The 18,683-nt window shown below is 74.8% G+C and carries 16 protein-coding genes; 3 read left to right on the top strand and 13 right to left on the bottom strand.

Annotation, left to right across the window (positions count from 1 at the left end; all coding sequences use genetic code 11):
• Positions 1 to 32: 32 nt before the first annotated feature.
• The 13 genes from ACFUVW_RS10775 to ACFUVW_RS10835 form a co-directional block, all read right to left on the bottom strand.
• A complete protein-coding gene (locus ACFUVW_RS10775) occupies positions 33 to 827 on the bottom strand; it encodes an isoprenyl transferase (RefSeq protein ID WP_430571323.1) in 795 nt (264 codons plus the stop codon).
• 18 nt (positions 828 to 845) lie between these two features.
• Positions 846 to 1,577: a DNA repair protein RecO gene (gene recO / locus ACFUVW_RS10780; protein WP_430571324.1), complete on the bottom strand. Its 732-nt coding sequence runs from the start codon at positions 1,575 to 1,577 to the stop codon at positions 846 to 848.
• Between the two features lie 150 nt (positions 1,578 to 1,727).
• The gene (gene leuA, locus ACFUVW_RS10785) at positions 1,728 to 3,509 is read right to left on the bottom strand and encodes a 2-isopropylmalate synthase (protein ID WP_430571325.1); all 1,782 of its coding nucleotides are present in this window, start codon (positions 3,507 to 3,509) and stop codon (positions 1,728 to 1,730) included.
• 240 nt (positions 3,510 to 3,749) lie between these two features.
• Complete coding sequence (locus tag ACFUVW_RS10790; protein ID WP_430571326.1) at positions 3,750 to 5,417, bottom strand: hypothetical protein; 1,668 nt, start codon at positions 5,415 to 5,417, stop codon at positions 3,750 to 3,752.
• A gap of 151 nt (positions 5,418 to 5,568) precedes the next feature.
• Positions 5,569 to 7,137 (bottom strand): alpha/beta hydrolase family protein, encoded by a 1,569-nt coding sequence (locus ACFUVW_RS10795; RefSeq protein ID WP_430571327.1) that lies wholly within the window; start codon positions 7,135 to 7,137, stop codon positions 5,569 to 5,571.
• 99 nt (positions 7,138 to 7,236) lie between these two features.
• The gene (gene era, locus ACFUVW_RS10800) at positions 7,237 to 8,226 is read right to left on the bottom strand and encodes a GTPase Era (RefSeq protein ID WP_430571328.1); all 990 of its coding nucleotides are present in this window, start codon (positions 8,224 to 8,226) and stop codon (positions 7,237 to 7,239) included.
• Entirely contained in the window at positions 8,223 to 9,599 is a 1,377-nt protein-coding gene (locus ACFUVW_RS10805) for a hemolysin family protein (RefSeq protein WP_430571329.1), read from the bottom strand. Before ACFUVW_RS10805 ends, era begins: the two co-directional genes overlap by 4 nt.
• 28 nt (positions 9,600 to 9,627) lie before the next feature.
• A complete protein-coding gene (ybeY, locus tag ACFUVW_RS10810) occupies positions 9,628 to 10,080 on the bottom strand; it encodes an rRNA maturation RNase YbeY (RefSeq protein WP_430571330.1) in 453 nt (150 codons plus the stop codon).
• Between the two features lie 37 nt (positions 10,081 to 10,117).
• Positions 10,118 to 11,200, bottom strand: coding sequence for a PhoH family protein (locus tag ACFUVW_RS10815; protein ID WP_430571331.1), 1,083 nt, complete (start codon positions 11,198 to 11,200; stop codon positions 10,118 to 10,120).
• 107 nt (positions 11,201 to 11,307) lie between these two features.
• On the bottom strand, positions 11,308 to 11,661 hold the full coding sequence (locus ACFUVW_RS10820; RefSeq protein ID WP_430571332.1) for an HIT domain-containing protein: 354 nt from the start codon (positions 11,659 to 11,661) through the stop codon (positions 11,308 to 11,310).
• Between the two features lie 46 nt (positions 11,662 to 11,707).
• Positions 11,708 to 12,490: a 16S rRNA (uracil(1498)-N(3))-methyltransferase gene (locus ACFUVW_RS10825; protein WP_430571333.1), complete on the bottom strand. Its 783-nt coding sequence runs from the start codon at positions 12,488 to 12,490 to the stop codon at positions 11,708 to 11,710.
• Between the two features lie 36 nt (positions 12,491 to 12,526).
• Entirely contained in the window at positions 12,527 to 13,651 is a 1,125-nt protein-coding gene (gene dnaJ / locus ACFUVW_RS10830) for a molecular chaperone DnaJ (RefSeq protein WP_430571334.1), read from the bottom strand.
• Between the two features lie 76 nt (positions 13,652 to 13,727).
• Entirely contained in the window at positions 13,728 to 14,825 is a 1,098-nt protein-coding gene (locus ACFUVW_RS10835) for an HrcA family transcriptional regulator (RefSeq protein ID WP_430571335.1), read from the bottom strand.
• 321 nt (positions 14,826 to 15,146) lie between these two features.
• Between ACFUVW_RS10835 and ACFUVW_RS10840 the strand changes: the two genes are divergently transcribed.
• From ACFUVW_RS10840 to ACFUVW_RS10850, 3 genes are all read left to right on the top strand, one after another.
• Positions 15,147 to 15,344 (top strand): hypothetical protein, encoded by a 198-nt coding sequence (locus ACFUVW_RS10840; RefSeq protein ID WP_430571336.1) that lies wholly within the window; start codon positions 15,147 to 15,149, stop codon positions 15,342 to 15,344.
• A 71-nt stretch (positions 15,345 to 15,415) separates the two neighbouring features.
• The gene (locus ACFUVW_RS10845) at positions 15,416 to 18,253 is read left to right on the top strand and encodes an AAA family ATPase (RefSeq protein WP_430571337.1); all 2,838 of its coding nucleotides are present in this window, start codon (positions 15,416 to 15,418) and stop codon (positions 18,251 to 18,253) included.
• Between the two features lie 100 nt (positions 18,254 to 18,353).
• A complete protein-coding gene (locus tag ACFUVW_RS10850) occupies positions 18,354 to 18,566 on the top strand; it encodes a hypothetical protein (protein ID WP_430571338.1) in 213 nt (70 codons plus the stop codon).
• The last annotated feature ends 117 nt before the right edge of the window (positions 18,567 to 18,683 follow it).

An 18,683-nucleotide genomic window follows, 5' to 3' on the forward strand; every position in this document is an offset into this window, starting at 1 on the left:
GTCTCGCGACCGGGCGGGGGTTTCTGCTCGGCTCAGCCCGCGTCGGGGGTGTCGACGGCGCCGCCGTAGCGGCGGTCGCGGCGGGCGAACTCCTCCACCGCGCGCCACAGGTGCCGCCTGTCGACGTCGGGCCACGGCTCCGGGAGGAAGACCATCTCGGCGTACGCGGCCTGCCAGATCATGAAGTTGGACGTGCGCTGCTCCCCGGACGAGCGCAGGAACAGGTCGACGTCCGGCAGGTCGGGCTCGTCGAGGTAGCTCTGGACCGTCTTCTCCGTGACGCGCGCCGGGTTCAGCTTGCCCGCCGCCGCGTCGCGGGCGATGGCGGCCGCGGCGTCGGCAATCTCCGCCCGTCCGCCGTAGTTGACGCACATCGTCAGCGTGCAGCGGTCGTTCTCCCGGGTCATCTCCTCGGCGACCTGCAGCTCCTTGATCACCGATCCCCACAGCTTCGGCCGGCGGCCGGCCCAGCGGATGCGCACGCCCCACGACGACATCTCGTCGCGACGCCGCCGGATGACGTCGCGGTTGAAGTTCATGAGGAACTTCACCTCGTCCGGCGACCGCTTCCAGTTCTCGGTGCTGAACGCGTACGCGGAGACGTGCTTGACGCCGATCTGCACGGCGCCGGCCACGACGTCGAGCAGGGACTTCTCCCCCTGCTTGTGCCCCTCCACGCGCGGCAGCCCGCGCGCGTTGGCCCACCTGCCGTTGCCGTCCATGACGATCGCCACGTGGTTCGGCACGAACTGGGCGGGGATGTTCGGCGGCGTCGCGCCCGAGGGGTGCGGGTAGGGCTCGGCGTACTCGCCGGACGAACGGGGCATCAGGTCTCTCTCTCGGTGTCAGGCGCGCTCGATCATGCGCAACGAGCGCAGCGTGCGCTCCAGGTAGTACTGGGAGTAGGCGGCGACGAGGCCCGAGGCCTCGGTGCGGTGCCGCTGCTCCGCGGCGTCCGCCGTCTCCCAGTCGCCGCCGAGCAGGGCGCCGAGCAGCGCGAACGTCTCCGGCGCGGGGGCGGTGGAGCCGGGCGGCCGGCAGCGGGAGCACACGGCCCCGCCCTGGCCCACGGAGAACGCGTGGTGCGGCCCCGGCTCGCCGCAGCGGGCGCAGTCGGTGAACGACGGCGCCCAGCCGGCGACGGCGAGCCCTCGCAGCAGGTAGGAGTCGAGCACCAGCCCCGGCGCGTGCGCGCGCTCGGCCAGCGCCCGGAGCGCGCCGGCGAGCAGCCAGTACTGCTGCACGGCGGGCTCGTGCTCCGCGGCGACCAGCCGGTCGGCGGCCTCGAGCATCGCCGCGCCGGACGTGTACAGCGCGTAGTCCTCGCAGATGGCGCGGGCGTACGGGCCCACCGTCTCCACCTGGGTGACGGTGTCGAGGTTGCGCCCGGAGTGCAGCTGCACGTCGACCACCATGAACGGCTCCAGCCGCGCGCCGAAGCGCGACGACGTGCGCCGCACCCCGCGCCCGACCCCGCGCACCTTGCCGTGCTCACGGGTGAGGAACGTGACGATCCGGTCGGCCTCGCCCAGCTTGTGGGTGCGCAGCACGATCGCGTCGTCTCGGTACAGGGGCACGGGCCCATTCTCTCAGCCCCCACCCACGAGAGTTGTCAGAGCCACGACGGCGTATAGCCCTTCCTGACTCTGACGACTCGCGGGGAGCCGGAACTGTCAGAGCCACGTCGGGCACAGCCCGACGTGGCTCTGACAGGTTGCGGGAGCGGGTCAGCCGCGGGCGGCCCGGTTCACGGCGGAGACGACCGCCTTGAGGGACGCGGTCGTGATCGACGGGTCGATGCCGACGCCCCACAGGACGTCGTCGCCCACCTGGCACTCGACGTAGGCCGCGGCGGTGGCGTCGCCGCCCTCGGACAGGGCGTGCTCGGCGTAGTCCAGCACCCGCACGTCCACGCCGACCTTCGAGATCGCGTCCACGAACGCGGCGAGCGGCCCGTTGCCGGTGCCCTCCAGCGTGTGCTCCACGCCCTGGTCGAGGACGTCCACGGCGAGCGCGGTGGCGCCGCCCTCGGCCGACGTCGTGCGGGTCTCCCGCAGCCGCAGGCGCCCCCACGGCTCCAGGCCGCGCGGGTCGTGGACCTCGACGGGCAGGTACTCGTCGCTGAAGATGCGCCAGATGTCGGAGCCGGTGACCTCGCTGCCCTCCGCGTCGGTGAACCGCTGCACGACGCCGGAGAACTCGATCTGCAGCCGGCGCGGCAGGTCCAGCGAGTGCTCGGTGGACAGCAGGTACGCGATGCCGCCCTTGCCGGACTGCGAGTTCACGCGGATGACGGCCTCGTACGACCGGCCCACGTCCTTCGGGTCGATCGGCAGGTACGGCACGCCCCAGGTGAGCTCGTCGACCGGCTTGCCCTCCGCCTCCGCGCGGGCCGCCATGTGCTCGAAGCCCTTCTTGATCGCGTCCTGGTGGGAGCCGGAGAACGCCGTGAAGACGAGGTCGCCCACGTACGGGTGCCGCTCGTGCACGGGGATCTGGTTGCAGTGCTCGACCGTGCGGCGGATTCCGTCGATGCCGCCGCCGACGGTGAAGTCGATCTGCGGGTCGACGCCCTGGCTGAACAGGTTCATGCCGAGGGTCACCAGGTCGACGTTGCCGGTACGCTCGCCGTTGCCGAACAGGCACCCCTCGATGCGGTCGGCGCCGGCCTGGTAGCCGAGCTCCGCGGCGGCGACGGCGGTGCCGCGGTCGTTGTGGGGGTGCAGCGACAGCACCACGTGCTCGCGGAAGGCGAGGTTCCGGTTCATCCACTCGATCGAGTCGGCGTAGACGTTCGGGGTGGCCATCTCGACGGTCGCGGGCAGGTTGACGATCACCGGGCGCTCGGCCGTGGGCTCCAGCACCTCCAGCACCTCGTTGCAGATGCGGGCGGCGAACTCGAGCTCCGTGCCGGTGTACGACTCCGGCGAGTACTCGTAGTACACCGTGGTCTCGGGGATGGTCTCCTCGAGCTTGCGGCACAGGCGCGCGGCCTGCAGGGCAATGTCGACGATGCCGTCCATGTCGCTGCGGAAGACGACCTCGCGCTGCAGGATCGACGTCGAGTTGTAGATGTGCACGATCGCCTGCTTGGCGCCCCGGATGGCGTCGTAGGTGCGCTCGATGAGGTGGTCGCGGCACTGCGTGAGCACCTGGATGACCACGTCGTCGGGGATGCGTCCGGTGTCGATGAGCTGACGGACGAAGTCGAAGTCCGTCTGCGACGCGGACGGGAAGCCGACCTCGATCTCCTTGTAGCCCATCTGCACGAGCAGGTCGAACATCCGCAGCTTGCGCTCGGCGTCCATCGGCTCGATCAGCGCCTGGTTGCCGTCGCGCAGGTCGACGGCGCACCAGCGGGGGGCCTTCGTGATGCGCTTGTCGGGCCAGGTCCGGTCCGGCAGGTCGACGACGATCTGCTCGTGGAACGGAAGGTAGCGCGTGTACGGCATCCCGGAGGGGCGCTGGGGGTTGGCGCCGGCGATGCCCTGGGGGTGATGGTTCTGCATGGTGTCGCGTCCTTCGGTGGGGGCTCGGTGACCGACGTCCCGGGTGGGGTCGTCGGTCATGACCAGTCGGCCGGCGCGCCACAACCTCCGCGACGGGGGTCCGGCCTTAGAGGGCCCCGCCGCGGCACCGAAGGAGAAGGCTCACCGTGCGCTGCACGCTGCCACCGTACACCTTCGTCAGGGCATCGCCTGAGGCGTCCAGGATCCGGCCGGACGCCCGCCTTGCCGCAGCGTATTGACCTAGCGCCGGGAGCGCAGCGCGGCGTCCACGGCGGGGTCGCCGAGGGCGCCGAGCCAGTCCAGCAGCGCCGGGTACGTCGAGGGGTTCGCGGCCACGTACGAGCGCAGGTGCGGCGCCTCCGCCGAGATCCGCGCGAGGTCCGCGAGCGGCGTCGACGGGTCCATCGCCTGGGCGACGGACCAGCCCGGCGCCTGCGCGGGCGCCGCCTGCACGGGCGGGAGCACCTGCGTGGAGTCGGGCGCCTGGACGGCCCGCACGGGCTCCATCTGCTGGGTCGCGTCGACGGGGCGGGCGGCCGGGCGGGGCGCGGCGTCGGACGGCGCGGGCTGCGAGGGGGCGGCGTCGGACGGCGCAGGCTGCGAGGGCGCGTGGGCGGCCGGCGTGGCCCCTGAGGGCGCCGGGTCGGACCGCTCGGGCGCGACCGACACGGGCTCGACCGGGTGCTCGACCGTCCCGGGCTCGGGTGCCTCGGGCTCGACCGCCTCGGGCGCCGACGCGACGAGCGCGCGGACCGACGGCGGCACGAGCAGGACGGCGAGCGCGACGGCCGGCAGACCGAACGCGACCAGCAGCTCCTCCACGTTGGACTGCGTGCCCAGGCCGGCGCGCGCGACGACGATCACCAGCCCGAGCACGACGATCACGCACGTGGCGCCGACCGCTGTGGCGTGACCGGCGCGCGGGTCGCGCGCGAGCGAGCGCCGCGCGGCGACCGCCACCCCCACCATCAGCACGCCGACGACGAGGCGCAGCACACGACCCACGCTCACGCCGTCGGCCACGATCAGCAGCAGCGCCACGAGGGCGACGAACGCCGCGACCAGGGCGACCAGGCCCAGGGCGCGCAGCGCGACGGCCACCCAGCGCGCCGCGCGGACGTCGTCGGGCTCGTCCGCGGTGGCCGCGGCGTCGTCGACGATGCGGCGCGCCGTGACCCCCGCGACGACCGGGAGGAGCAGGAGGCCGAGGCGCTGCTCGTGCACGCTCTCGAACCACGGGTCCACGTTGCCCCCCGCGAAGAGCACCAGCTCGAGCGCGACGGCGCCGCCCAGCGCCAGCAGCACGTAGCCGGAGGCGAGGTCGCCCGAGCGCAGGTACGTGCCGACGGTGAACCACAGCACGCCCAGCACCACGAGGGCGTTGAGGAGGCCGACCACGGACACCGCCCAGGGAGCGCCCTGCACGAGCGCCGCGACCGGGGTGGCCAGGGTCCCGACCGCGACGACGCCCGCCACGACCGCGGGGGTGTGCACCCACCGCGGCGCGGCCGCGAGCGCGGCGCCCGCGAGGCCGACGGCGAGCCCGGCGCCGACGCCGCCCGCGGCGTCCGCCGGGGCGAGGGCGTCCAGCACCAGGTACACGACCGCGACGACCGCGTAGGGCACGCAGGCGAGCGCCACCGTGCGGCGCGAGGTCAGCACGTCCCACGACGACGGGCCGACGCCGCCACGGCGCAGGTACGGGGCGGCGACCGCGAGGAGCGCGAGGACGGTCACCAGCACGATCTCGAGCCGGTCGCTGCCCCGGTGGGCGTGGTCCCACGGCAGCGGGAGGGCGACGAGCAGCGCGAACGCGGCCACCACGTCGCGCACGAGCTCCCGGACCGTCACACCGCCGAACGGCGAGCGCTCCTGCTCGGGGGCGTCGAGGGTGTCGGGGTCGGTCATGCGTGCGTCTCCAGGGCTGGGATCCGAAGGGGACCGGGCCATCGTGCCCCCGCACCCGTTTCTACCCGACGCCGGCCCTCCGCGTCGTCTCCCGCGCGGACGGGTCGGTCACACCGTCGCCGCTCCCCCACACGGTGCGCACACGCCGCCCTCAGATGCCGAGCTGATACACGCCCCAGTACGCCAGGGTGCCCAGGAGCGCGAGCGAGCCCGCCAGGGTGCACCAGAAGGTCAGCACCGCGGGCCAGCCGCGCGCGACGACCACGACGTCGGCCCCCGCCCGGCGCTCCGTCCGGGCGTCGGCCACCCGCCGGATCACCAGCGCGGCGGCGACCGCGGTCGCGACCCCGAGGAGGCGCACGGCGATCCAGCCGCCCTGCACGACGAGGTCGTCGCGCTGGTAGTCGAGGGCGAGGCGCGCCACCGCCAGGAGGTACACGACGAGGGCGACCATCGTCGCCACCGACCCGAGGCCGAGCCCGAGCAGCGACGACCGGAGGCCGCGGGCGAGGCGAGGCGCGGCGACCGACGACCGCCGTAGGACCGCGCGGCGCACCAGCGCGTGGACGCCCCACACCAGGGGGCCGACCAGCAGCAGCGCGGCGCCCGCGATCACCGCCCCCACCACGATGTCCCCGTTGCCCCACCACCGCGGCTGCGGGACGGCGGAGGCGAGGTAGAGCTGGTTGGGCGTGTCCCCGGCGATCCGCGGCGCCGCGTCGGCCGTGGCCGGCATCCCCTGGACCCAGGTGGCGACGTCGCGCGCGAAGTCCGGGTGCAGGTGCATGCCGCCGTCCACCGCCACGTTGATGCCGTGGTTGGCCCCGGCGTAGTAGCGCACGGTGACCGGGGCGTCGTCGCCGTTCACCGCGGTGTCGGCGATGACCTGCCGGGCGCCCTGCTCGATCGGCATCGACGGGTCGGCGGTGCCGTAGACCACGAGGACGGGGGCGGTCTGCTGCTCGAGCCACGGTCGGACGTCGAAGTCGGCGTACTCGAAGCCGCCCCCGGGCAGCTGCATGCCCACCGCGCGCGGGATGGCGCGGAAGACCTGCTCGGGCACACCGGTGTTGCGCAGGTAGCTGTCGACCGCGAACGCGGCCTGCTGGCGGGGCGGCACCACCGGCGCCGACACGAGGATCGTGTACGCGATGGTCGGGTCCTCCGCCTGCATGACCGGCACGATCCAGGTGCCCTCCGACTCCCCGTAGACGCCGACCTGCTCGGGGTCGACGCCGTCGATCGTGCGCAGCAGGTCGACCGAGTGCTGGTAGTCCGCGGCCATCGCCACGTAGTCCCGGTCCCGGGTCGTGTAGGTGTCCAGCCGCTTGTCGGGCACGAGCGTCACGACGCCCGCGCTCGCGAGGGCGGTGGCCGACTCGGTGAAGGCCTCCGTGGACTTGCCCGTGCCGGCGCCGTGCACGTAGACGACGCCGGGCCGGTCGGCCAGCAGGGCGCCGTCGTCGCCCAGCGGCTGGCGCAGCAGCCCGCCGACGACGGTGCCCTCGAGCGGGATGGTCACGGCCGTCTCGCGGACCTCGAACTCGCCGACCTCGCCGAGGTCGGTGCCGGGGGCGACGCCACCGATCGCGGTGTCGTCGGTGGCCGGGACGAGATGGTCCGTCACGGGCACCGGGTCCCACTGCGGGCCGGCCACCGCCCCGGTCAGTGCCAGGCCCACCAGGATCGCCGCCGTCGTCGCAATAGTCCGGAACACCACGCAGCGATGCTACTCGGCGCGGTCGGCCGGGACGGCAGGGAATTCCCCCGCGACCTCGGGGGACGTCCCCCGGGACCCGGGGCCCCCGCCCGCGTGCCGTCAGAAGCCGAGGCGCTGCAGCTGCTTGGGGTCGCGCTGCCAGTCCTTGGCCACCTTGACGTGCAGGTCGAGGTACACGCGGGTGCCGAGCAGCTTCTCGATCCCCTTGCGGGCGCTGGTGCCGACCTCCCGCAGCCGCGACCCGCCCTTGCCGATGACGATCGCCTTCTGGCTCTCGCGCTCCACGAACAGGTTGACGCGCACGTCCAGGAGCGGCGGCTTCCCCCGCTCGGGGTCGCCGGTGCCCTCGCGCTCGAGGATCTCCTCGACCACGACGGCGAGCGAGTGCGGCAGCTCGTCGCGGACGCCCTCGAGCGCGGCCTCGCGCACCAGCTCGGCGACCATGACCTGCTCCGGCTCGTCCGTGAGCTCTCCACCCGGGTAGAGCTCGGGCCCGGCGGGCAGGTGCGCGACCAGCACGTCGGTCAGCTCGTCCACCTGGTACCCGTCGCGAGCGGACACGGGCACGATCGCCGACCAGTCGCGGTCGACCGAGCGGGCGAGCTCGTCGACGGCCAGGAGGTGCTCCGCGAGGCGCCCGCGGTCCACGAGGTCGGACTTCGTGACGACGGCGACGACGGGCACGGCGCGCCGGCCCTCCATCAGGGGGGCGAGCTGGGAGGCGATGTACCGGTCACCGGGGCCGATCTTCTGGTCGGCCGGGAGGCAGAACGCGATGACGTCGACCTCGCCAAGCGTGTCCTGCACCAGGGCGTTGAGCCGCTCGCCGAGCAGCGTGCGCGGGCGGTGCAGGCCCGGGGTGTCGACCAGGACCAGCTGGGCGTCGTCCCGGTGCACGATGCCCCGGATCGTGTGCCGCGTGGTCTGGGGGCGCGCGGACATGATCGCGACCTTCTCCCCCACCAGCGCGTTGGTGAGCGTCGACTTGCCGACGTTGGGCCGCCCCACGAGGCAGGCGAAGCCGGAGCGGTGGGTGTCGCCCTCGTCGTGCGGTCCGACGACGGAGGGATGGTGGCGCTCGGTGGTCATGCGTGTGCTTCCTTCTGGTCTGGCGGCGTGGCGTGCTCGCCACCCGCTGCTGGGTCGTCCTGGTCGTGGGCGGAAGGGATCGTGCGGCGCACCCGGAGGGTGGCGAGCTGCTTGCGGCGGCCCTCGACGCGGTCCGCCACGAGGTGCAGCCCTCCGACGTCCGCCGTCGCGCCCGTGAGCGGCACCTTGCCGAGGGCCTTGGCGAGCAGGCCGCCCGCGGTGTCCACGTCGTCGTCGTCGAGGCGCAGGTCGAACAGCTCGCCGAGCTCGTCGACGGGCATCCGCGCGGAGACCAGGAACGTGCCGTCGCCCAGGTCCTCCGGCTCGAGCTCCGGGGCGGTGTCGTGCTCGTCGGTCAGCTCGCCGACGAGCTCCTCGATGACGTCCTCGACGGTGACGAGCCCGGCGATGCCGCCGTACTCGTCGACGACGACGGCGATGTGGGAGCGGGAGGCCTGCATCTCGCGCAGCAGCTCGTCCGCGGGCTTGGACTCCGGGACGAAGACGGCGTCCCGGGCGACCTCCACCACCGGACGGTCCGCGGCCGAGGGCTCGTTCTCCAGCACGCGGGCGACGTCCTTGAGGTAGGCGACGCCCACGAGGTCGTCCACCTCCTCCCCGACGACCGGCACGCGCGAGTACCCCGAGCGGAGGAAGAGCCGCATGGCCTTGCGCAGCGGCGTCGTCGCGGCGACCGTCACCATGTCGGTGCGCGGCACCATGACCTCGCGGGTCAGGGTGCCGCCCAGCTCGACGACCGACCGGATGAGCTCGCGCTCGGCGTCCTCGATCGCCTCGTTGTCGCGCACCCGCTCGGCGACCTCGCGCAGCGCGTCCTCGCCCGGGTCGTGCTCGCCGTCGCGCTCCGGCGCGCGGCCGTTGCGGTCGGACGTGCGGTCGGTGAGCCACGCGGCGCCGCGGTGCACGGCCGACAGCGGGCCGGCGAGCGCGACGAGCACGGGCAGCGGGCGGCGCAGGCCGAGCGCGCGCGGGCTGAGCCGGACGAAGACGACGCCCGCCGCGAGCCCCACCACGCCGGCGACGAGCAGCACCTGCCACCAGGTGTCGAACCAGTCCGCGATCATCAGCGTCGCGGCCGCGAGCGCCACCGTCTCGGCGAAGACCCGCACCAGGGCGAACGCCGCGACCGCGGCGGGCGGGTCCACGACGAGACCCTGCACGGCGCGCAGCCGGGCGAGGCGGGTGCGGCGGGCCGTGGCGGTGAGGTCCTCGGACGTCTCCGCCTCGACGACGGCGTCCGCGACCGAGGTGCGCGTGATCCGCAGCACCGCGGCCTCCCCGGCGGACAGCATGCCCGCCAGCGCGAGCGCGACCGCCGCCACGAGCGCCAGCAGCAGCTCCGGTCCGTCCATCAGGCCACCGCCCGGTCCGTGGTCGCCGTCACCGGCCGGCGAGGAAGGTGAGCAGGAGGCGACGCTGCAGCGCGAACATCTCCTTCTCCTCCTCCGGCTCGGCGTGGTCGTACCCGAGCAGGTGCAGGATGCCGTGCGTGGTGAGCAGCAGCAGCTCCTCGGCGGTCGAGTGCCCCGCCACCGTCGCCTGCTGGGCCGCCACCTCCGGGCAGAGCACGACGTCGCCGAGCGTGCCCGGCGGCGTCTCCTCGCCCTCGCGGCCCGGCCGCAGCTCGTCCATCGGGAAGGAGAGCACGTCCGTGGGGCCCGGCTCGTCCATCCACTGCACGTGCAGCTCGGTCATCACGGCGGTGTCGACGAACATGATCGACAGCTCGCTGCGCGGGTGCACGTGCAGCGTGTCCAGCACGAACCGGCCGAGCGCGGCGAACTCCGCCTCGTCCACCTCGACCCCGGACTCGTTCGCGACCTCGATGCTCATGGGCGCTCGCCCCGTCCACTGGCCGCAGCCTCGATGCTCACCGGCGTGCCCCTCGCTCCTGCGGGCCGCGGCCCTGCCGTCCCTGCCCCTGCTTGCCCTGACCCGGGCGCGCCGTGGCGACGTCCCAGCGCGCGTACGCGTCGATGATGTCGCTCACCAGCTTGTGCCGCACCACGTCCGCCGAGGTCAGCCGGCAGAACTCGACGTCGTCGACCCCGGTGAGGATGTCCTCGACCACCCGCAGGCCCGACGTCGTGCCGCCGGGCAGGTCGACCTGCGTGGCGTCGCCCGTGATGACCATCGTCGAGCCGAATCCCAGGCGCGTGAGGAACATCTTCATCTGCTCGGCGGAGGTGTTCTGCGCCTCGTCGAGGATGAGGAAGGAGTCGTTCACCGTCCTGCCCCGCATGTAGGCCAGCGGCGCCACCTCGATCGTGCCCGCCTCGATGAGCCGCGGGATGGCGTCGGGGTCCATCATGTCGTGCAGCGCGTCGTACAGCGGGCGCAGGTACGGGTCGATCTTGTCCGACAGGGAGCCGGGCAGGAAGCCGAGCTTCTCCCCCGCCTCCACGGCCGGGCGCGTGAGCACGATGCGGTTGACGCGCTTGGCCTGCAGCGCCTGCACGGCCTTGGCCATCGCGAGGTAGGTCTTGCCGGTGCCCGCGGGGCCGATGCCGAACGTGATGGTGTTGGCGTCGATCGCCTCGACGTAGCGCTTCTGCCCCACCGTCTTCGGCCGGATCGTGCGGCCGCGGCTGGACAGGATGTTGAAGGTGAGCACCTCGGCCGGGCGCTGCACGGACGCGGCGGTGAGCATCTGCACCGACCGCGCCACCACCTCGGGGGTGAGCGGCGTGCCGGACTCGACCACCTCGACCAGCTCGTCGAGGAGGCGGGAGACCAGGGCGACCTCGCCGGCCGGTCCGCTGACGACGATCTCGTTGCCGCGGGCGTGCACGTCGACGCCGGGGAAGCCGTCCTCCACGGCCCGCAGCACGGAGTCCCTGCTGCCCAGCAGCGCCACCATCGGCACGTGCGGCGGCACCACGATGCGGTGCTCGGTGGACCGTTCCGCGTGCGCGCCGGGCGTGCCGGGGGCGGTGTGGGGTGTCGATGTCATAGGCCGGCTGCCGCCGGGGCCCTCCTTCGGAAGACGGTGCGAGGACGGTGCTCAGGACGAGCTGAGGACTCGAGTCTATCGAGGCTCGGCGGACGGGACAGCGGATTTCAGGCGGGCGTCCAGCCCAGCTGGGCGCCCGCGAGGACGTGGCCGTGCACGTGGAACACGCTCTGCCCGGCGCGCGGGCCGGAGTTGAAGAGGAACCGGTACTGGCCGTCGGCGAGGTCGCCGGCCACCCGGTCGGCCATCGCCACCACCTCGGCGAGCAGGGCCGGGTCGGCCGCGGCGAGCGTCGCGACGTCGCCGTGGTGCTCCCTCGGCACCACCAGCACGTGCACGGGCGCCTTCGGGTCGATGTCCCGGAACGCGATCACGCGGTCGGTGCTCGCGACCACGTCCGCCGGCAGGTCCCCGGCGACGATCTTGCAGAACAGGCAGTCGGTGCTGGGCGCGCTCGTCATGCCCCGGACGTTACCGCGCACCGTGGCCGCGTGCCGTCGGTCCGGGTCAGGCCCAGCGCCCGAGCCGTTCGCTGAGCAGCGCGACGGCGACCGGCCCGGCCGTGGACGTGCGCAGCACGTGCGGCCCGAGCCGCGCGGTCACCGCGCCGGCCTCCTCGAGCGCGGCGACCTCCGCGTCGGAGATCCCGCCCTCGGGCCCGACGACGACGAGCAGCGCCGGGGCCTCGACGGGCCCGCCCGCCGACGGCGTGGGGAGCGTGACGTCCGCGAGCGCCGTCGTGGCGTCCTCGTGCAGCACGACGGCGGCACCGCCCGCGGCGACCGCCTCGCGCACGCGGCCGGCGAGCTGACGCGTGGTGACGGGCTCCGCCACCGGCGGCAGGCAGGCGCGCCGCGCCTGCTTCACCGCGGAGCGCACGGTGGCCACCCACTTGGCGCGGGACTTCGCCGCGCGCTGCCCGCGCCACACGACCACCGACCGGTCGGCCTGCCACGGCACCACCGCGTCGACGCCGACCTCGACCGCGGCCTCGACTGCCAGCTCGTCCCGGTCCCCCTTCGCGAGGGCCTGCACCAGGGTCAGCACCACGCCCGGGGCCGCCTCCGTGACGACCTCCTCGACGCGCAGACGCACCTCCCCGCCCTCGACGGCGGCGACCACGCAGCGCAGCCGCGTGCCCGCGCCGTCGACGACGTCCAGGCGCTCGCCCGGACCGCGCCGCTGCACGACGCCCGCGTGCCGCCCCTCCGCGCCGTCGAGCACGTAGAGGTCGCCGGGCCCGAGCGCGCCGAGCGCACCGCCGTCGGCGAGGAACACCGGCGCGCTCACGGCGTGCTCCCTCCCCGAAGACCCCTCGCCCTCACGTCAGCGGCCGCTCAGCTTGTCGCGCAGCCGCGAGAACACGCCCGGGTGCGCGGCGGAGAGCCGCGGCTCGGGCCGCTCCTCGCCGCGCAGCGTGGCCAGCGAGCGCAGCAGCTCGGTCTGCTCGTCGTCCAGGCCGGTGGGCACCTGGACCTCGACGTGCACGTTGAGGTCGCCGCGACCGCCGGCGTGCAGGTGCCCGACGCCCAGGCCCTTGAGCGTCACGACCTGCCCCGGCTGGGTGCCCGGCCGCAGGTCGATCTCCTGCTCGCCGTCCAGCGTCTCGAGGTCCAGCACGGTGCCGAGCGCGGCCGCCGTCATCGGCACCTGGAGCGTGCAGTGCAGGTCGTCGCCGCGGCGCACGAACGTGTCGTGCGGCTTCTCGCGGATCTCGACGTACAGGTCGCCCGCGGGGCCGCCCCCGGGGCCGACCTCGCCCTGCGAGGTGAGCTTGATGCGCGTGCCGGTGTCGACGCCGGCGGGCACGTTGACCGTCAGCGTGCGGCGCGAGCGCACCCGACCCTCGCCGGAGCAGTCGGCGCACGGCTCCGGGATGACCGTGCCGAAGCCCTGGCAGGCGGCGCACGGCGCCGTCGTCATGACCTGGCCGAGGAAGGAGCGCGCCACGCGCTGCACGTTGCCGCGGCCGTGGCAGACGTCGCAGGTCTTGAGGTCGGTGCCGGGCCGGCAGCCGTTGCCACCGCAGGTGCCGCACACGACGGCGGTGTCGACCTGGAGCTCGCGCTTGGCGCCGAACGCCGCCTCCGCGAGGTCGATGTCCATCCGCACGAGGGCGTCCTGGCCGCGGCGGGCGCGCGGCACGGGCCCGGCGGGCTGGCCGCCGCCGCCGAAGAACGTCTCGAAGATGTCTTGGAAGCCGAAGCCGTTGCCGAAGCCGGCGCCCGCGCCGCCCGCCGGCGAGCTCGGGTCGACGCCCATGTCGTACTGCTGGCGCTTGTCCGGGTTGGACAGCACCTCGTAGGCGCGGGCGACGTCCTTGAAGCGTTCCTCGCCGGCCTCCCCGGCGACGTCGGGGTGCAGCTCGCGGGCGAGCTTGCGGTACGACTTCTTGATCTGCTCGGCCGAGGCGTCGCGGGGGACGCCCAGGATCTCGTAGTAGTCGGTCACAGGTCTCTCTTCGGTGACGTGTCGGTGACGTGCACGGTCAGGTCGGCTGGTTCAGAGGGTGCCGCCGCGAGGGCGGTCAGCCGGGCAGCACCCGGGACAGGTAGCGGGCGACGGCCCGCACGGAGGCGATCGTGCCCGGATAGTCCATCCGGGTGGGGCCGATGGACCCCAGGATCGCCACGGTGTCGCCGTCGCCGCCGTAGCCGGAGGCGACGACGGAGGTCTCCGCGAGGCCGTCGAGGCGGTTCTCGTGCCCGATGCGGACACCGACCCCGCCGCCCCGGCCGACGGGCTCGGCCGCCAGCTCGGTGAGGAGCCCGAGCAGCACGACCTGCTCCTCGAGCGCCTCGAGCACGGGGCTCAGCCCCTGCTCGAACCGCATCTCGGCCCGGGCGAGGTTGGCGGTGCCGGCCAGGACGATGCGGTCCTCGCGCTGCGCGCCGAGCGTGTCGACCACGAGGTCGGCGATGCCGCGGGCCAGCGGCGCCAGGGCCGCGTCCACCCCGGCCACGACGCGCGCGAAGGCGCCGGGCAGGTCCGCGAGCCCCTTGCCCGCCGCGGCGGCGTTGAGTCGCGCGCGCAGCTCGCTCAGCGTGCCCTCGTCGAGGGCGCCGGGGGCGGGCTCCGGGCCGGCGGGGGCGTCCACGGCGACGACCGCGGGCTCCGCCCCCGGTCCGGCGCCGACGTCGAGGAACCGCTGCTCCACGCGGCCGGCGTCGCTGATCACCACGACCAGCAGCCGCGCGCCGCCCACGGGGACGAGCTCGAGGTGGCGGAGCCCCGCGAGCCGCAGCGACGGGTACTGGACCACCGCGACCTGGCCGGTGAGCTGGGCGATGAGCCGCCCGGCACGGCCGAGCACGTCATCCATGTCGATCGCCTCGGACAGGAACGTCTCGATCGCCCGGCGCTGCGGGCTGGTGAGCGGACGCACCTCCGCGAGCCGGTCGACGAAGAGGCGGTAGCCCTTGTCGGTCGGGATCCGGCCGGCGGAGGTGTGCGGCTGGGCGATGTACCCGGCCTCCTCCAGCGCCGCCATGTCGTTGCGGATCGTGGCGGGCGAGACCCCGAGGCCGTGCCGCTCCGTGAGCACGCGCGACCCCACGGGCTCGCGCGTGTGGACGTAGTCCTCCACGATCGCGCGGAGCACGGCCAGGCGGCGTTCCTCGCTCACGGTCCTCCTCGGGTCGGGTCGGGTCCGGACGGGTGGCGCCGAACCCTTAGCACTCTCAGGTCCCGAGTGCCATCCTACGCGGGCTCGCCGACGGTCCGCGGGACCCGGCCCCGACACGCCGGACCGACCGCCCGAGCGCGCCGTCCCCGCCCGCCGCGCCGCCCGTCGTCCCGCGCTGAGGTACTGCAGCGACCGTCTGAGGTACCCCGCCCCGCGAAGATCCGGCACCTGACCGATCCGTCCGGCTACCTCAGGAACCCAGTCTGGAACCACCGGCGGACGTCCGGACCGGACGACGCCGAGCGGAGAAGGAGACCGGTGATGAACGAGTACCTGTACTACGACGAGTTCCGCGCCCGGCAGGCGGACCTCGAGGAGGCGGTGCGCCGCGAGGCGGAGGCACGGACCGCCGCACGGCGGGCACGTCGCGCCCGCCGTCGGACGACCGCGCGCCGTCGTCGCGCGACCCACCGCCCCTGGGAGCTGCCCGCCGGTCTGGTCCGGCCCTGGCCGCAGTGACCGCCACCCCCGACGCCGCGGCCTCCCGGACGGGCGCGGCGGCATCCCCTCCGGCCTGGCACGATGGCGACGTGCCCACCCCCACCGCCCCCTCGCCGCTCGTCGGCCGCTCCGCCGAGCTGACCTCCCTGCGCGAGGCGTACGCGGATGCCCGCGCAGGCTCGGGCGGCGTGGTCGTCGTCGGTGGCGAGGCGGGCATCGGCAAGACGCGTCTCGTGGCCGAGTTCCTCGCGGAGGTGGGCGTCGGCGAGGCTGCCCCGCTGGTGCTGCACGGGCAGTGCGCCGACTCCGGCTCGGGCCCCCTCCCCTATGCGGCGCTCACCGGCGTCCTGTCGGACGTCGTCGACGCGCTCGGCCCGGAGGCGACCCTCGCGGCCGCGGGCCCCGCCGCCGACGCGCTCGGCGTCCTGGCGCCCCGCCTCGTGGACGTGCGGCGCGACGTCGACACCGGGCGCCTGCCCGAGGTGCTGGCCGACCTCGCCACCACGCTCGCGGCCGACCGCCCCGTCGTCCTCGTCCTCGAGGACCTGCACTGGTCCGACGACGTGACCCGCACCGTGCTCGCCCGGCTGGCGCGCACCGCGCCCGCCACCACCCTGCTCGTGGTCGCCACCTACCGCAGCGACGACGTCGGGCGGCGCCACCCCCTGCGCACCACCCTGGCGGAGCTGGACCGGTCGCGCCTCGCGACCCGCGTCGAGGTGCCGCGGCTCGACGCCGCCGAGGCGACGCGGTTGTTCTCGTCTCTCGTCTCGAGGCGTCCCGACGCCCCCGACCTCCCCGGCGTGGTGCTCGGCGAGCTCGTGGAGCGTAGCGAGGGCGTGCCGTTCTACGCCGAGGAGCTGGCCGACTTCGCCGGCGACGCGCTGCCCGACTCGCTGCGGGAGCTGCTGCTGCTGCGCTACTCCTCCCTCAGCGACGCCGCCCAGCGCTTCTGCCGCACCGTCGCCGCGGCGGGCCAGCGGGCCCCGCACGAGCTGCTGGTCGCGATGCTCGGCGAGGGCGGCCTCGACGACGCCGAGGCGGCCGCCCGGGAGGCGGTCGACGCGCACGTGCTCGTGGCGGACGCCGACGGCTATCGCTTCCGGCACGCGCTCATCCAGGAGTCCGTCGACGCCGAGCTCCTGCCCGGCGAGTCGCGCCGGCTGCACGCGGCGTGCGCGAGCGCGCTCGAGGACGGCGATCGCACGCTCGCGCGGATCGCGGCCGCGGCCGACCACTGGTGGCGAGCCCGCCTGCCGGACCGCGCGCTCGCCTCCGCGGTCGAGGTGGTCGCGGTCCCCGAGACCTACGGGCAGGCCGCCTCCGCCGTGGTCGCCGCCGCCGGCGAACGCGCGCTCGAGCTCTGGGAGCTGGTGCCCGACGCCGAGAGCGTCGCCGGGTTGCACCGCGCCGCCCTGCTGCGTCACGTGTCGGTCGCCCTGCAGGACGCCGCGCAGATCGACCGCGCGGCCGGGCTGGCCCGCGAGGCGGTCTCGGACTGGCCCGCCGGCGACCCCGCCGGCCGGGCCCAGGCGCTGTCGACCCTCGCCCACATCCTCGGCAAGGCGGGCGACCCGGACTCGGACGCGATGCTCGACGAGGCACTGGCCCTGCTGCCGGAGGACGACCACGCCGGCCGGGCGCCGCTGCTCCGGCTCAAGGCACGGAACGCGATGATGGACCACCGCCACGACGAGGCGATCACCACCGCCGGAGAGGCGCTCGCGGCCGCGACGGCGGTCGGCGACCACCAGAACGCCTCCCTGGCCCTCAACCTGCGCGCGATGAGCCGCCTGGACAACGGCGACCTCGACGCCCTGGACGAGCTCGAGCGCTCCCACGAGGTCGCGGGGGACGACTGGCGCGCCCAGTGCCACTACTACACGAACGCGTCGGACATCCAGCTCAAGCTCGCCCGGTTCGCCGAGGCGGAGCGCCTCGCCGGCTCCGGCGCCCGGATCGCCCGCGCCCTCGGCGCGGGTTGGGCCACGCGCGCGATGCTGGAGGGGAACATCGCGGAGGCGTGGATCGGCTCGGGGCGGTGGGACGACGCGGCGGCGTGGTACGAGCGGTCGGTGCCGCTCATCGACCTCAGCGACTACTCCGTCTACCTGGGCGAGCGGTGGACCTGGCTGACGATGTGGCGCGGAGACGTCGACGCCGCGCAGGCCCGCGCCCGGGCGCACCGGGCGACGTGGCGGCGCTTCGGGCGCGTCGAGGAGCAGATCCGGGCCCGGGTGTCGGCCACGCTGGCCGAGCTCGCCCTGCTGCGCGACGACCTGGACGACGCGCTCGACCTCGTGAGCCTGGCGATCGCCCCGGGCGCGCTCGGCCCGTACTACCGGCTCACGACCCTCGCCGTCGCCGCGCGCGTGCTCGACCGCGCCCGGCGGGCCGGGCGCGAGGTGGACGTCGCGCCCTACCGTGCGGCGCTCGAGACGTGCACCCTGTGGCCGACCTACCCGACGTGGGCGGCCCTCTTCGCCGCCGAGCTCGGCGACGGCTCGTGGGAGGCCGTCGTCGCCGCCGACGGGCCCGTGCACCTGCGGCCGTACGCCCTGTACCGCGACGGCGCCTCGCTGCTGGAGGCGGGCGACCGGGCCGCGGCGCGCGAGCGGCTCGACGCCGCCGTCGAGGCGGCGGACGAGATCGGCTGCGGCCTCGTGGGCGACCAGGCGCGTGCGCTGCTCGACGGCGCGGGCCTCGGCCGCGGCACCGGCCGCGCCCGGCGGCCCGACCGCGCGCTCACCGACCGCGAGCGCCAGGTGCTCGCGCTCGTCGCCGAGGGCCTGACGAACGGGCAGATCGCCGAGCGGCTGTTCATCAGCCGCAAGACGGCGTCGGTGCACGTCTCCGCCATCCTGCGCAAGCTCGGGGTGTCCACCCGCACCGAGGCGGCGGTCGTCGCGCGCGAGGACCTCGCCTGACGTCGCCCGACGCACCTGTACACATGCCCTGAGCAGTCGTGTACGGACGGCCGGGCGCCCTCCTCCCTAGCCGTGTCACGACACCCGGCTGGAGGACATCATGGATCCGCACGTGTACGACATGCTCTTCGAGCGCCGCCAGGAGGAGCTCGAGCGCGAGGTCGCGCTGCGCCGCCTGGCGCACGAGCTCCGCGCCTCGCGCCGCGCGCTCCGGGACGCTGTCGCGGGCACGGAGCCGTCGGGACCGGCCGATCCGGCGGAGCCCCGGCGCCGGCCCGCGGTGCCCCCGCTGCACCGACCGCGGCACGCGTGAGCGAGGCACGCACACACCCCACGGGCCACCACAAAGATCACCACCCAGGTCACCACGCCACGCACCACCGCCCGCGCGCCGCCCGGCTCCGACCGGGCGGCGCGCGGCGCGTGTCGG

The organism is Isoptericola sp. NPDC057391 (assembly GCF_042668085.1).
In the GTDB taxonomy this organism is placed as follows: Bacteria; Actinomycetota; Actinomycetes; order Actinomycetales; family Cellulomonadaceae; genus Isoptericola.